The 13293-nt window shown below is 41.5% G+C and carries 16 protein-coding genes and 1 pseudogene; 10 read left to right on the top strand and 7 right to left on the bottom strand.

The window, feature by feature from the left end; translation table 11 throughout:
- Window positions 1-49: 49 nt before the first annotated feature.
- A complete protein-coding gene (locus ACLFKQ_RS30025) occupies window positions 50-175 on the bottom strand; it encodes a hypothetical protein (protein WP_449003269.1) in 126 nt (41 codons plus the stop codon).
- A gap of 835 nt (window positions 176-1010) precedes the next feature.
- Here ACLFKQ_RS30025 and ACLFKQ_RS30020 point away from each other — a divergent pair.
- The 3 genes from ACLFKQ_RS30020 (at window position 1011) to ACLFKQ_RS30010 (ending at window position 3152) form a co-directional block, all read left to right on the top strand.
- The gene (locus ACLFKQ_RS30020; protein ID WP_449002039.1) at window positions 1011-1457 is read left to right on the top strand and encodes an Hsp20/alpha crystallin family protein; all 447 of its coding nucleotides are present in this window, start codon (window positions 1011-1013) and stop codon (window positions 1455-1457) included.
- 164 nt (window positions 1458-1621) lie between these two features.
- Window positions 1622-2398, top strand: coding sequence for a peroxide stress protein YaaA (yaaA, locus tag ACLFKQ_RS30015; RefSeq protein ID WP_449003268.1), 777 nt, complete (start codon window positions 1622-1624; stop codon window positions 2396-2398).
- A 190-nt stretch (window positions 2399-2588) separates the two neighbouring features.
- Window positions 2589-3152 (top strand): hypothetical protein, encoded by a 564-nt coding sequence (locus tag ACLFKQ_RS30010; protein ID WP_449003267.1) that lies wholly within the window; start codon window positions 2589-2591, stop codon window positions 3150-3152.
- A gap of 15 nt (window positions 3153-3167) precedes the next feature.
- Here ACLFKQ_RS30010 and ACLFKQ_RS30005 read toward each other — a convergent pair whose 3' ends face one another.
- The 3 genes from ACLFKQ_RS30005 to ACLFKQ_RS29995 form a co-directional block, all read right to left on the bottom strand.
- Complete coding sequence (locus tag ACLFKQ_RS30005) at window positions 3168-3515, bottom strand: hypothetical protein (RefSeq protein WP_449003266.1); 348 nt, start codon at window positions 3513-3515, stop codon at window positions 3168-3170.
- A gap of 141 nt (window positions 3516-3656) precedes the next feature.
- Window positions 3657-3926, bottom strand: a complete 270-nt coding sequence (locus ACLFKQ_RS30000; protein WP_449003298.1) for a DUF4440 domain-containing protein — start codon at window positions 3924-3926, stop codon at window positions 3657-3659.
- Between the two features lie 10 nt (window positions 3927-3936).
- On the bottom strand, window positions 3937-4065 hold the full coding sequence (locus ACLFKQ_RS29995) for a hypothetical protein (protein WP_449003265.1): 129 nt from the start codon (window positions 4063-4065) through the stop codon (window positions 3937-3939).
- 370 nt (window positions 4066-4435) lie between these two features.
- Between ACLFKQ_RS29995 and ACLFKQ_RS29990 the strand changes: the two genes are divergently transcribed.
- From ACLFKQ_RS29990 to ACLFKQ_RS29970, 5 genes and pseudogenes are all read left to right on the top strand, one after another.
- Entirely contained in the window at window positions 4436-5761 is a 1326-nt protein-coding gene (locus tag ACLFKQ_RS29990; protein ID WP_448998174.1) for an ISNCY family transposase, read from the top strand.
- Between the two features lie 267 nt (window positions 5762-6028).
- Window positions 6029-6688 carry a hypothetical protein gene (locus ACLFKQ_RS29985; RefSeq protein WP_449003264.1) on the top strand — a complete coding sequence of 220 codons (660 nt, stop codon included), beginning with the start codon at window positions 6029-6031 and terminating at the stop codon, window positions 6686-6688.
- 45 nt (window positions 6689-6733) lie between these two features.
- Window positions 6734-7444 (top strand): IS6 family transposase, encoded by a 711-nt coding sequence (locus tag ACLFKQ_RS29980; protein ID WP_448997902.1) that lies wholly within the window; start codon window positions 6734-6736, stop codon window positions 7442-7444.
- Between the two features lie 42 nt (window positions 7445-7486).
- Entirely contained in the window at window positions 7487-8101 is a 615-nt protein-coding gene (locus tag ACLFKQ_RS29975) for a hypothetical protein (RefSeq protein WP_449003263.1), read from the top strand.
- Window positions 8102-8382: 281 nt separating this feature from the next.
- Window positions 8383-9341, top strand: a pseudogene (locus tag ACLFKQ_RS29970) (lipocalin family protein).
- Between the two features lie 359 nt (window positions 9342-9700).
- Here ACLFKQ_RS29970 and ACLFKQ_RS29965 read toward each other — a convergent pair.
- Entirely contained in the window at window positions 9701-9919 is a 219-nt protein-coding gene (locus tag ACLFKQ_RS29965; RefSeq protein WP_449003262.1) for a hypothetical protein, read from the bottom strand.
- A 328-nt stretch (window positions 9920-10247) separates the two neighbouring features.
- Between ACLFKQ_RS29965 and ACLFKQ_RS29960 the strand changes: the two genes are divergently transcribed.
- Window positions 10248-11108, top strand: a complete 861-nt coding sequence (locus ACLFKQ_RS29960) for a M48 family metalloprotease (RefSeq protein ID WP_449003261.1) — start codon at window positions 10248-10250, stop codon at window positions 11106-11108.
- A gap of 168 nt (window positions 11109-11276) precedes the next feature.
- Window positions 11277-11450, top strand: a complete 174-nt coding sequence (locus tag ACLFKQ_RS29955; RefSeq protein WP_449003260.1) for a hypothetical protein — start codon at window positions 11277-11279, stop codon at window positions 11448-11450.
- A 145-nt stretch (window positions 11451-11595) separates the two neighbouring features.
- Here ACLFKQ_RS29955 and ACLFKQ_RS29950 read toward each other — a convergent pair whose 3' ends face one another.
- Together ACLFKQ_RS29950 and ACLFKQ_RS29945 are read right to left on the bottom strand one after the other, a co-directional pair.
- Window positions 11596-11988: a toprim domain-containing protein gene (locus ACLFKQ_RS29950; RefSeq protein WP_449003259.1), complete on the bottom strand. Its 393-nt coding sequence runs from the start codon at window positions 11986-11988 to the stop codon at window positions 11596-11598.
- A gap of 20 nt (window positions 11989-12008) precedes the next feature.
- Complete coding sequence (locus ACLFKQ_RS29945; protein ID WP_448998010.1) at window positions 12009-13220, bottom strand: IS256 family transposase; 1212 nt, start codon at window positions 13218-13220, stop codon at window positions 12009-12011.
- Window positions 13221-13293: the final 73 nt, after the last annotated feature.

Here is a 13293-nt window from a genome sequence, read left to right as displayed (position 1 = left end):
TTTATGACTGAAAAAGAAGCAATGTGAATTCCCTTGGCTTTGTCGTACATTATACCGAATCGTCCATCCAGCCACATTCAGGGCAATCGTAGTGAAGATGAACCGCACAGACTAAGAAGTGGGGATGGGGATTGTGGGCGTAGAGGAGACAGCGATCGCAGTCGGGAATTTTCATCTAGGGTTAATCTTCCGTTCAAAGAGCCAGGAGCAAGGTGCTATAACAACTGACTTCTAGAAAAGAACTGCATCATAAAAACTAACAACCCCACTGCCACAGCCCAAATTGCCAACGTTCCACAACTTACTGAATCCGATGTAATTCGCTCAAATAAACGTTTGCCTCTTTGATAAATAGTCATTTCGATCGTGCTCCAAACTATTACTAATGAGAGCACATTATAGTGAACACTTTTTGACTAGGTTGGATGCCTAAACATCAAGTTTTTCAGCAAGTTTAAGCTGTTAACCATTTACCGCTCTCATTAGTAAATGTCAGCTAAGTCATTATCTAGTCAGGATTTCAAATTCAATTTACTGAAAAGTTGGCGACTGTAATTCAGTTTGTAAATAACCATTGCTGAGAGCTGTCACACCACGAACGCCATCAACAGACCTTTAATAACGACTTATACCTAGATTGTGCATCAAGCTTCTCGCTCTTGCTTGTAAATAGTAATGAGACTTAACCAAAAGCGAGAGAGAATAGAGCGCTCGATGACTTCAATTTGGCTTACTGCTACATCACGAGCTTCCTTTATTCTGTGTTTTCAGGGTCAAAAGCTCATCGTCAAAATATCTTTTTAGTCTGCCAAACCGAACTCAATTAAGTATAGTTTCCCCTACCAAAATCGTCTGCTTGGGTTCGGGATAAAAACCTCACTATCTATGGGTTATAACCACCACTTACCTCTAGTTTGTTGACTTACTAAGATAATAATTGAAGCAAGCAACAAATATACAGAAACTCTAAGTTAATCATCTATTAAGTAGTAAACAAAGGAGTCACAAACATGGCATTAGTACGTTACAATCCTTGGCAAGAAATGAATTCTTTACAACGTCAACTAAACCGCTTATTCGATGATGCTTTAGTTCCCAACAATTGGGATGGTTTTGATAATCTAGCTAAAGTACCTGCCGCAGAACTAACTGAAACTGACGATGCTTTACATCTAAAACTAGAAGTTCCTGGCATGGAAGCTAAAGATTTAGATGTTCAAGTAATGGCAGATCGAGTAGCAATTTCTGGCGAACGTAAATCCGAAATCAAAGAAAAAACTCGTTCTGAATTTCGTTACGGTAAATTCCAAAGAGTAATTCCTCTACCTACCAAAATTCAAAACACTAACGTTACTGCTGAATACAAAGACGGTATCCTCAATTTGACTTTACCTAAATCAGAAGAAGAAAAAAATAAAGTAGTCAAAGTCAATCTCGGTGAAGAAGCTTCTGCTTAGTTTTCCAAGGATAACGAACTAATTGTATAGTTCAATAATCAAGCCCAGTTGCAGTTAATGTGACTGGGTTTTTTGTTTGTAGAGCAATCGCTGTTAAGACTTTCTGAGCCAAAGACTATGTTATTAATAATTTGCTGTCGAGCGATACTCTGTATATAAACTCCATGCTTTTAATTCTTTCCCCCTCTAAAACCCTAGATTTTGAAACGCTCTCTCCAATCTCAGCTACTAGCGAGCTCTTTTTCCACAGCCAAACTCAGACTTTAGTAGAAGCGTTCGAGAAGCTTTCTGGTGAAGATTTCTCAAACCTAATGGGTATTAGTGCTAAGTTAGGAAAACTAAATGCCGAGCGTTACCAGAAGTTTTCTACAGCAGCTACCAAACAAGCGATGTTTGCCTTTAAGGGAGATGTCTATGAAGGTTTGCAAGCTACGAACTTCTCGAAAGAAGATATTTCTTATGCCCAAGAACATCTGCGTATTCTCTCTGGGCTTTATGGATTGTTAAAACCATTAGACCCCATCGCACCCTACCGACTCTCCATGGATACGCGCTTATCACAAAATCCTACCCTGAGCCCAAGTCTGCCAGAAACGCTGTACCAATTCTGGGGCGAGCGCATAAGTGAAGCCTTAAATCGAGACTTACAACAGACAAAAAGTAAATTCCTCCTCAACCTCGCTTCACAAGAGTATGCCAAAGCGTTAAATCTAAAAATTCTCTCAGCCGAACTGATTAATCCCGTCTTTAAAGACTGGAAAAAGGATAGGTACAAAGTCATCGGTTTCTATGCCAAAAAAGCCAGAGGCATGATGGCTCGCTATGTAATTCAAAACCAAATTAGGGATCTTGCTAAGATTAAGAACTTTACCGATGAAGGATACGCTTACAATGAAGAGCTTTCAACTAACGAAGAGCTAGTTTTTACTCGTAAGCCATAAAACTAGTAGTCTTGGGCGTAAATATCGATACCATTAGCAAAGTTGATTCATAAATAAATCGAACTTATTTTAATGGTTACTGTATTTAAGCCTCGCTCCACTAGTCCCATCAAATTTTTGTTGGACTTAATGGGGAAATTCGTCAAACCTATGATATCCTGACAGCTTCGGCAGTCATTCAGGATAGAAAGTGAGCGAGCGACAACTAAGTTTATTCGACATCAGACCTGCTTACCGAGTCGAGCAACCCCAAAAACTGATGGGCAAGGATGCTCTACTAAAATGGAAGTCAAAGATCTTTAACTATCAGCAACAAACTCTACAAATGCGATCGCCACAACAAACCAGCTTGTTCGATACTCCTAAAATTCACTGCCAGAGCGATTCGATTAATCCCTTTGAACTGAAGCTGCATTCTTCCCTGTTTTACAGGATGAAAGACTATGGCGACCGCAACTGCATTTACTTCATCATCGATAATGCCTTACCCTTACTTCTCTACGTTGGCGAAACCATGCAGTCTGCTAAAGCTAGGTGGAACGGGACTCATGACTGTAAAGACTACATGATGAACTATGTAGAACTGCACCGCAAGTATGACTTAGAGGTCAAGATGTGTTCGGCTTTTTGGTATGATACGCCGAGCGAGCGCAGAAGTCGTTTAAAGCTGGAGCGAGAATTGATTCTTAGATTTTTCCCTCCGTTTAACAAGGAGACATGGAGGCGATGGGGGCAACCGTTTGGGAAGATTTAAGAGCAGGACAATTTTTTATCTCTTCTTTGGTATGCTACTAGGATTTCTCTTTTCTTTGAGTTTGTAGATGCAGATCGGAACTACTACTAAATCGATTAGCACATGAAAAACCGTGAAGGGATTGGGATGTAAAAACAAGAAGCGATAAACTCCTAACACCCCACCAATACTAGGCACGATTGCCCCTAGCCACAGTGCTAGACGACTACGACGCAATATAAAAAGACCGATGAAAAAATAAATGATGCCAAATGCAGCAGCACCGATAACGTGATGTTCTAGAGGATATACCTGAAGCTGTACTACATGAGTTATGCTAGAAATGAGCATCAACATACCAGCTATTTTGAGAAGTTGCTTCATCGCTAAAACCCGAACTTTTGCTAAGGTAATTTTATTGCTTTATCTTTAGCAAACCTTTTCTTACTTTACGGATAGAAACGGTTAGAGCGCGATCGCACTCTATCCAAACTCTCATTTAAACTGTTTTCCTCATTCTTCGATTTAAGGTTGTTCGGTAGGCGACATATTTCGGATAGCGGCAATTTTCCACTCACCTTCTTGGCGTACCACTAAAAAGGTGCTCCACAAATTTCTGACATCACCATCTTCAAGTTGTATTTTATAGCGAGTATCTACAACTGCCACCTCCGAATCTAAAAACCGTATTTGCTCGACGGTAATTGTTCTCTGTCCTGGGTTGCGATTGGAACTTCGTAACATCCCTTCTACGGCAGTCTCAATTCCTCTGCGCCATTCTCCAGAAGAAACCAGTTGGTCTACATCATTCGTCGTAATCTAGAGTCCGATAGAAGTCCGCAGGTTTGAGTTTAATGATTCCTCGTTCGTCTAGGAGCAGGCGATCGTATTTTTGGAGAAACTCTTGGATTTCGGGATTGGTGTCGATGTTCATTAATTATTTGAGCGGTGAGAGCGATCGCACCTCTTCAAGATTTTCAAGCCGATAATTAATCTGGATAAACAACAAACCTATATTAATCTCTATATTAAAAACAAGTCCTGGCACAAACGTCAGGACTTACTTATTTCATAATAAATAGCTTGTATGGGTTTACTTTTCCAAACTATTTAACTAATAATTACTTTGAAAGTTTCGACTACGCAGCAATTCTCATTTTAAGATTTCATGACATTGAAACCCAGTCCAGAATCGTTACAAGCAGAAGAATTGGGAATTAGTTCTCTATTCAACATAGAGAACTAAAACAAGAAGGGGCAATTAGCTTAAAGTAAAAGGCATTAACCTTCGCTGGAGTGGCAACATGGGTTTAGCAATAGGGATGCCTGAATTATTATCGATGCTAACCGACGAGTTAGATGAGCTGCCCGATGAAAGAAAACAGGGCAATAACACCAAATATAGGGTTGAAGAAGCGATAAAAAGTGCTTTTTCGGTCTTTTTCATGCAATCGAGGTCATTTTTAGACCATCAACGCTTGATGAAAACCCAGAAAGGGAGAGATAATGCGGCTAGTCTGTTTGGGATCGAGCGCATCCCCTGTGATAATCAGATTCGTACCCTGCTCGACCCGGTGCCAGCTTCAACGGTGTTTGGGGTCTTTCGCTCCGTCTATGACGGTTTGTCAAAAACGGGAAATCTCAAGCCCTATCAGTGCTTTGGTGGAGAATTTTTACTGACTCTCGATGGCACTGAATATTTCTCGTCCAAGAAGATTCACTGCTGTCACTGTTGCCATCAGACACATAAAAACGGCAGCACCACCTATTTTCACGCTGCTGTAACACCAGTATTAGTGGCTCCAGGACGACCACAGGTCATCAGTTTAGAACCTGAATTCATCACTCCCCAAGATGGTCACGACAAACAAGATTGTGAAAACGCTGCTGCCAAGCGTTGGATTGCTGCCCATGCCTGTGAGCCACAAGACCCGCCTGTAACTTTACTTGGGGATGACCTCTACTGTAACCAACCCATCTGTGAAAAGGCTTTGAACCATGGCTATCATTTTATCTTCGTCTGTAAGCGAAGCTCCCATCCAGAAGTTTATGACTGGGTGGATTACCTCGAACGAGTCGGTGAAGTGCAAACTCTGACCGAGATTGAGTTCCATGGACGAAAGCGTTTGTCTGATCACTATCGTTTTGTGAATAAAATTCCCCTCAGAGCCACCCAACCAGCCCTGGACGTAAACTGGTGTGAGGTGACGGTAACAGATACCAGCAACCAGAAAACTCTATACTACAATGCCTTTGCTACTTGCCATGAAATTCATGCCCAGAATGTGTCCGAGATTGTCACTGCTGCTCGTGCACGCTGGAAGGTAGAAAATGAAGGGAATAATATTCTCAAAACTAAGGTTTATCATCTCGAACATAATTTTGGTCACGGTCAAAACCACCAGGCAGAACTTCTATTTTGCCTTAATTTATTAGCCTATCTCTTCCACACCACTCTGGATTTAATCCACATCACTTATCGTGCCGTTCGCTCCATGTTGGTTACTCGCCAAACCTTCTTCAACGAGCTTCGGGCACTGACCAGATATTTATGGTTTGAGAGTTGGCAGACTTTGTTCGAGTTTATGCTGAGGGAGGGAAAAGCACCTGACGGGGTTAACTCTAGCTAAATTTCGCGACTGTTGAACCTGAACCAATTCGCGCCCCTTATAGCTCTACAAAGTAATAGCTGGTTGTTCCAAGTATTACTTGGCTTTTTCATGGCTCAAAACGAACTTGCTCAGGGATGATAGCTGCTCCGGAGCTTACTTTGACTCACAATCAATTAACTCTTCGACTTTGTTCGCGAAAAAGTTTCGCGAACAAGTTCCCAATTTTTATCTTTTACCCTCTATTTTCTTCCGTTCAGGTTTCAAAATGAGAATTGCTGGATGTGTATGGATGCCCTTTACTCCGATACTAAGCTAGTTGTCATCAACGGCAAGCTCTACAAATGGGTAGGCACGCACTACGAGCAATCCTGTTACGAAGAGGAAATCCGACGTATTGCCAATTGGTGCGATACCACACCAGTTCAAGTCGGACGTAAGTGGAAATATGCCCTGGCAACAGCTACCCACGTCGATAATATTTGGAATTGGCTAATCAGACAGTTCAGCTACCCCCCCAGTCAAGTAAATCCCCCTGGACTCAACTGTCTCAACGGAGTAGTCAAGATTAATTGGAATGGCGCAGTAGCTTCTTGGGAATTAGTCCCTCATAACCCAGATGTAGTCTATACCTACGTCAGCGAGATTAACTTTGACCCCCAAGCCGACCCCACCGACTGCGATCGCATGTTAAGCTGTCTCGAACCAAAACAACAGAAGCTATTTATTCAGACAGTAGCAGCTTCACTGGACTTAAAAAATATTCGCAAATACCGAGGCAGGGAAGTTAGGGCGTTGCTTTGTAAGGGGTATGGCAACAATGGTAAGGATACTCTACGAGAATCTGTCAGGCTACTTTACGCTGGAATTGGGATGAGCAACGCCAGCGTCAGTGACTTTGCTGCTTATGACGGAGGCAGAAAATACGGTACTGTTGCAAAAACTTAAGACAAACTTGTAGTATTTAACAAACGTAAATAACTACTAGACCAGATGAACTCAAAGCAACCATTTAAGTGGAAACATTTTCAAGGAGAAATAATTTTACTTTGTGTGAGGTGGTATCTCCGCTATGGTTTGAGTTATCGTGATTTAGCAGAAATCATGCAAGAGCGAGGACTATCTGTAGACCACACCACGATTTACCGATGGGTGATGATTTATGCACCACAAATAGAAAGAAGAGCCAGAAAGCATCTCATCTCAACTAATGACTCTTGGCGAGTAGATCAAACTTATCTCAAGGTCAAAGGAAAATGGAAATATCTATATAGAGCAGTTGACAGCAATGGTATTACCATAGAGTTTATGTTTAGTGCCAGGAGAGATAAACAAGCTGCTAAAAGATTCTTGAAGAAAGCCCTGAAATCGAGACATAATAAGCAGCCAAGAGTTATTAACGTAGACCAAAATCCTGCTTATCCCGCAGCAGTTGAAGAACTTCAAACGGAAGAAATTATCTCTAGTGAGTGTGAATTGAGACAGAACAAATATCTTAATAATATCATCGAGCAAGACCATAGATTTCCGAAAAAGCAGGCTAAGTATAAATTATACTTTCAACATTTCCACTCAGCATGGCGGACATTAAAAGGGTATGAAATCATGAATGTGATTCGCAAAGGGCAAATAAAAAATATCGCTAAAGGTGACATCTTGGGACAAAGAAATTTTGTCTATTCTCTGTTTGGGATCGCTGTCTAAAAAATTAGTTAATCACAGGTATATTCTCTCTGTTCGGATTTTTTGCAACAGAACCCTCAAAATTACATTCTAGAAAACATCGTCACTGCCTTGGAACAAAGAAGAGTTGATGTCGATCGCCTAGAAATTAATTTTAACGGTCAAAATATCTTTAAGATGCGAGATGGAGATGTTGCGAGATCTACTGTTACAGATAGTCAAACAGAGCTAATTAAGCAGACACTTAACGATCCAGCTTCTTTTAAAGGTTCAATCAAAATTACCAATGGTAGACAAGTGCTACTGCACGTTAAAGATGGGCAAGTCTTGAGAGATAGTTTGAATTTGACCAAATCTTCTACCAAGGTAGAAATTAGTTCCACTCCTAGCGATTTATACGATAAATATTCCCAAGGTGTAGAAAGCAAAGGTCTTAAAGCAACAAAACAAGTAGCTATAAATGCCCTAACTGATGGAGTAAGTCAGGAACAAGTTAAGGAAATTATCAAAGCCAAAGATCTTGGCTATAAAAGTTTAGCCACTTCCGCTGGCGAGAATTCTGCCAATAGTACTTTAGATAAAATTGTCACCTCGGCAAGAGCAGAGGTAAAAAATCGAAATTCTTTAAATAACTCTGAACGACTCAAAAAATCTCCTGCATTATCTACTAGAAGTTAATTGACACTCCCATCGGGTAGTGCGCTAAAAGTGTTGATGAGTCCTCTGTTACTGATTTCAGACAAGGTATTTGACAAGAGTTTCGACACTTTATTACGCTACCTAAAAGAGTGCCTATTTTTAGATAATCCACTATTAATTTAGCAATGCGCAAGGATTCTGGTGATTTTGTTCCGTTAAGTTCACAAGACCTGTAGATTTTTTCAACAGACAAAATTGGAAATTTAACCTTAACTAAGTAGGAAAGCCCAATTAAAGAAGTTTTATCTATCACTCAGACAATGGTCACTTCTCTACTAAATGATGAAAGTAACTTTCAGCAAAACCAGCAGATTTTACCGCCAGTCCAAACAGTTGACTTTGTCGATCTCGAGCGTTACGACGGCTTATGGTACGAGATAGCCAAAACTAGAAATCTGTTTGCATTCGGCTGTACCTGTACTACGGCAACTTACGAATTGTTATCGGATAGCAGTGTTAGTGTTTTAAATGCCTGCAACAGATTTTTAGCTCAAGGGCCACGAACCACCATAGAAGGAGTAGCTGAAGTATCGAGCCTGAAACCAATGCCAAGCTGGAAGTCGATTTAGAAGGAGTGCCGTTCCCTGGAGATTATTGGATTATCGATCTGGTCGAAGAAACCCCCCAAAGTGATTACAATTATGCTGTAGTAAGCGATCCGAATCGGAGTACTCTTTTTATTCTTTCGAGAACACCCAACCCCGACCCAGAAATTTTAGAAGAACTTTATGCTGGGTTAGAAGAGCAGTTTTACGATCTAGATGAGATTGTTAGAAGTCCTCAGCCATCAGGGTGCGAATCCCCGTTGTTAGAAAGCAATTGTCATGGAGAAGAAGCCAACTACTCTAGACATAATGGTAAGACTCTTAACCGAGATTCTCTTACAGGGAGCGGCGATGTGCAAACTCTAGCTGGTATTGACGGTGTAGCTGATACTTTTTTATTGGGAGATGAGATTAGTTATTTTTATGACCAGTCAGGAACAGACGATTTAGCATTAATTAAAAATTTCAATTCTGGTGATAGCGATCTCATTCAACTTTATGGTGAAGCTGCTGATTATCAGCTAGTAGAAGGAACCACAGTCATTGGCGGTCGAAGTTACTGGGGAACATCAATCTTTCTGAATACCGATGACCTTGGTGATGAGTTAATTGCGGTAGTCCAGAACACAACTAAGCTAACTCTCATCGAATCTAATAACTTTAGGTTTGTTTGAATAACTCTCTGCTAGTCCTAAAAAGTCAAGCTATGCGTGGGAGACGACTTTAGCGAAGTATTACTGAGATTAAATTTAAAGATAGATAATCATCATCTAACTTATCAACATCATTCATAGCTGCCGATTCTCGTATAGGGCGCGAGTTTGCCTTAAGATGTTGCTGTTAGCCAGCCACAAATACTCATATCAGTTCGTCAGTTGGTTAAATGGTAAAGCTACCTAACCATGGTTAGGTAGCCTAATCTAGGCTAGGAAATGGAGCTTTGGAAGCTTAAGTTTACAATATCAAAGTCTCTTTATCGTTAATTAAACGGTTAGTTAAAGATTTTAGAGCGGAGCGGATTATATATATACTACTATCTTAAATACATTGGTTTGTCTATTTCGTCTGTTTTTGCCACCATATAAGGCATCATGAAGTCAGGACGCAATTGATAAACTTCCGAGTTGTCTTTGAGCTTGATTCGGCGCATTGGTAGTTGCTGTTTAGTGGAGACTACCCAATCATGAAAGCAGAACCCTTTGTCCATTGCTGTCGGGAAAATTTCTGGATACTTGGCATAAAGTTGTTCCAAATAAACTCTAAAATTGGAATTATCAGTGATTAATTGTTGATATTATTCTTCACTGCTAACGGGTAAACAAATACTTTTATCTCCTCTGATAATAACTGCCATGCTTGAACTTTTACTTAAAATCAATTGGATGTTTGTTGACTTTATCTCAATTTGATTCCGTTTGTGTTTCAAGCCCAATTATCTTGAGTATTTATACCACCCACAAAATCCGTTAGAACCAGACCAAAAAGCCCTCGATGCTCTTAAATAGGGCGAAAACGTTCTAAAGCTGAGGATACTAGCAAGGGCGATTCTCGAGAAGCGTTAATTTATTGAGGTACTCATAATGTTTCAAGGTAATCAAATCAAAACCGCTGCTCTTTTAGGGCTGCTCAGTGGTGTATTAGTTTTGGGCGGTTATGGGGCAACAGGCAATGGACAAGGGGCTTTGCTTGGGTTGATTATGGCTGCGGTCAGTAGTTTTGGCTCTTGGTTTTATTCAGATAAAGCGGCATTAGCGGCCTACCAAGCCCAGCCGATTACCCGTAATCAAGCACCTGAATTACACGCTCTGGTGGCAGACTTAGCGAAAAAGGCAGATTTACCGATGCCTAAACTATGTGTTGTCCCCACCCAAACACCCAACGCATTTGCTACGGGTAGAGATCCTCATCATGCTGCGGTAGCTGTAACTCAGGGAATTATGCAGATATTAGACAGAGAAGAGCTGGCAGGAGTAATCGCCCACGAATTAACTCATATTAAAAATCGCGACACCTTGACTCAAGCTGTCGCTGGAACTTTGGGCGGTGCGATAACTTTCTTGGGGAGAATGCTGAGTTTGGGAACAATGTATGGTCCTGTGAGTCGTGATGAGCGCCAAGGAGGTAATCCCTTGGGAGTTCTAATTTTGGTAATCTTAGCACCTATTTCGGCATCTTTAATTCAGATGGCAATTTCTCGGACTCGGGAGTTCTCAGCAGATCGGGGTGCGGCTGAAATCACCGAAAATCCTATGGCACTAGCTAGTGCCCTACAAAAATTAGAATCTATCGGGAAACAAGTTCCGATGAATGGGAATCCTGCCTTTGAGCCAGTACTAATTATTAATGCTTTTTCAGGCGGTGTCTTACAGTCTTTATTTCGAACTCATCCTCCTACGGAAGAGCGTGTACGGCAATTGCAGAAAATAGCGGCAAGACAGTAAAATAGCCCTACTTTTCCTTCAAACTAATTATAAAGAACGCAAAAAATTCTGATAATTGCAATTGTTTAGGTAAACGGCGTAAAACTAGACACATAGGGTGAGGGCGATCGCCACCAGCATACTCAAGAACAGGGGTTTCCGTTCCATCAATCTTCCTCTCTTACAGTCGTGGTTTGGGCTGCTGGATTCGGTCGTGTGTGGGCGATCGCCAACCGAGAGATGATAGATGGTCTGGAGGTAGTGGTGCAAACCCCTGACTATCAAAAGGAAGAACTAGCTTATCTTAAGATGACCAGTCAGGAGAGCTATGAATCAATGGAGCAGCTCAGGCTAGAAAGATAGTAATCGCGAAAGCAGAGGCAGAATTGGCATTAGCTAAAGAAGAATGCTCCTCATCACAGCAATTACCCAAAAATGACCGTTCAAAAGGGAAAAGTCGATAAGTATAATTAGGATCTTTTCTCTACAAACCCAATCCTACCGAATTCTATCGCCTGAGTCGGGGTTCTCTACCAGGTTGAATATTCTGGTTTGTCTTTGACCAATCAAAGGAATTAACTAAATCCTGATTCCAATCAATAGATTTTGGTGTTTTACGTACCGCTTTAGGTAGCTTGTTACTAACTCTGGTTGCCATTGCTTCACCACCATCATCATTGTCGAAAGCGAGCGCAACTTCCTTTACCTCTTGCAGAAATTCAAAGGGCAATCGACCTGCTCCGTCAGTAGATAAATATAACGTTTTCTTAGAATCGGTGCGTTCCATTACTGCCAATGACATCGCATCAATCGGTGACTCGACCAGCACCACTCTTTTAATCGAATCTTCCGATTGTTCTCCTCGCTCGAAATAAAACCAGCCTTCACTGGGATCTGTCAATAAGTTTGTGTCAAAGAAAGTTAAAGTGGAAGCCGTCCTTCAAACTCGATGGCAAATCGATTTAAAGCAGCTTTCCAATCCCGTAAAGGTCTAGTCCATCTCTGAGATAAGTTATTAATCGCAAGATAAATAACTTTGAGCGCAGCTTCATCTGTTGGAAAAATCCGATGATTCTTCAACACTTTTCTAAGAGTCATATTCATCGACTCGATCGCATTAGTGGTGTAAATAATGCGACGGATTTCTGGAGGAAACTGGAAAAACGGAATCACGTGCTGCCAGTGAGCCAGCCAAGACCTACTAATTGGGGCATAAGTGGAGTCCCACTTGTCAGCAAAAGTTATTAGTGCCTGTTCGGCTTCAGCTTCAGTAGCGGCAGTGTACACTCGTTTGAGGTCAGCGGCAACAGCTTTACGGTGTTTGTAGGAGACATAGCGTAGGGAGTTCCTGACCATGTGTACCATACATAACTGTACGCGGGTTTGCGTAAATACCGTTTCAATCGCTTCGGCGAAGCCCGTCAGACCATCGATACAAGCAATAAAGATATCCTTGACTCCACGATTCTTTAACTCAGTTAACACCGACAGCCAGAATTTTGCCGTTTCTGTCTGGGTCATCCACAGCCCCAATAACTCCTTATCGCCTTCGATGTTGATTCCCAGAGCTAGATGGACGGCTTTGTTGATGACTCTTCCCTCCTGTCTGACTTTGACGACCAAAGCATCAAAAAAGATAATTGGATACACTGCCTCTAGGCTGCGATTTTGCCACTGGAGTCGCTCTTCATGAACCGCATTGGTTACTTGAGATACCAGGGCTGGCGATACTTCTACTCCATAAAGGTCTTGTAGTTGGGCTTGGATATCACGAGTGGTCATTCCTCTCGCATACAGGGCGAGAATCTTGTCATCGAAGCCTGTAAAACGAGTTTGTCCTTTTTTGACCATCTGAGGCTCGAATTGGCGATCGCGATCGCGAGGCACGGCAAGTTCCGCTTCGCCAAACTCCCCCTTAATGGTTTTACGGCTGTGTCCGTTGCGTCGATTTTGTCGCTCTTTTTTGCCCCGCTCTGCCTTCTGAGTCTCTAGATGTACGTCTATTTCAGCTTCTAAACAACGCTCTACGAGTTTTTTGGTCAGTTGTTTGAGGATTCCTCCTTCTCCAATAAGGTCTTCTGGTTTTTCATAGTCTTTGAGCAGTTCATCAATTAACTCTGGTCGAAAGGTCATAGTCTCATTCCTCACATTAATTCTATTTATTAGAGTGTGTTTTGACCTTTGACACAATTTATTTTACATACCC

The sequence above is a fragment of the Myxosarcina sp. GI1(2024) genome, from assembly GCF_053543375.1.
Note: the sequence above shows the minus strand (reverse complement) of the source record. Positions and strands in the feature narration are given on the sequence as shown.

What these genes read in the sequence shown, in the direction of transcription:
- yaaA (WP_449003268.1), top strand. Translation starts at nt 1,622, where the DNA reads ATGCTTTTAATTCTTTCCCCCTCTAAAACCCTAGATTTTGAAACGCTC.
- ACLFKQ_RS29990 (WP_448998174.1), top strand. Translation starts at nt 4,436, where the DNA reads ATGGGTTTAGCAATAGGGATGCCTGAATTATTATCGATGCTAACCGAC.
- ACLFKQ_RS30020 (WP_449002039.1), top strand. Translation starts at nt 1,011, where the DNA reads ATGGCATTAGTACGTTACAATCCTTGGCAAGAAATGAATTCTTTACAA.
- ACLFKQ_RS30025 (WP_449003269.1), bottom strand. Translation starts at nt 175, where the DNA reads ATGAAAATTCCCGACTGCGATCGCTGTCTCCTCTACGCCCACAATCCC.
- ACLFKQ_RS29960 (WP_449003261.1), top strand. Translation starts at nt 10,248, where the DNA reads ATGTTTCAAGGTAATCAAATCAAAACCGCTGCTCTTTTAGGGCTGCTC.
- ACLFKQ_RS29980 (WP_448997902.1), top strand. Translation starts at nt 6,734, where the DNA reads ATGAACTCAAAGCAACCATTTAAGTGGAAACATTTTCAAGGAGAAATA.
- ACLFKQ_RS30005 (WP_449003266.1), bottom strand. Translation starts at nt 3,515, where the DNA reads ATGAAGCAACTTCTCAAAATAGCTGGTATGTTGATGCTCATTTCTAGC.
- ACLFKQ_RS29995 (WP_449003265.1), bottom strand. Translation starts at nt 4,065, where the DNA reads ATGAACATCGACACCAATCCCGAAATCCAAGAGTTTCTCCAAAAATAC.
- ACLFKQ_RS29945 (WP_448998010.1), bottom strand. Translation starts at nt 13,220, where the DNA reads ATGACCTTTCGACCAGAGTTAATTGATGAACTGCTCAAAGACTATGAA.
- ACLFKQ_RS29985 (WP_449003264.1), top strand. Translation starts at nt 6,029, where the DNA reads ATGGATGCCCTTTACTCCGATACTAAGCTAGTTGTCATCAACGGCAAG.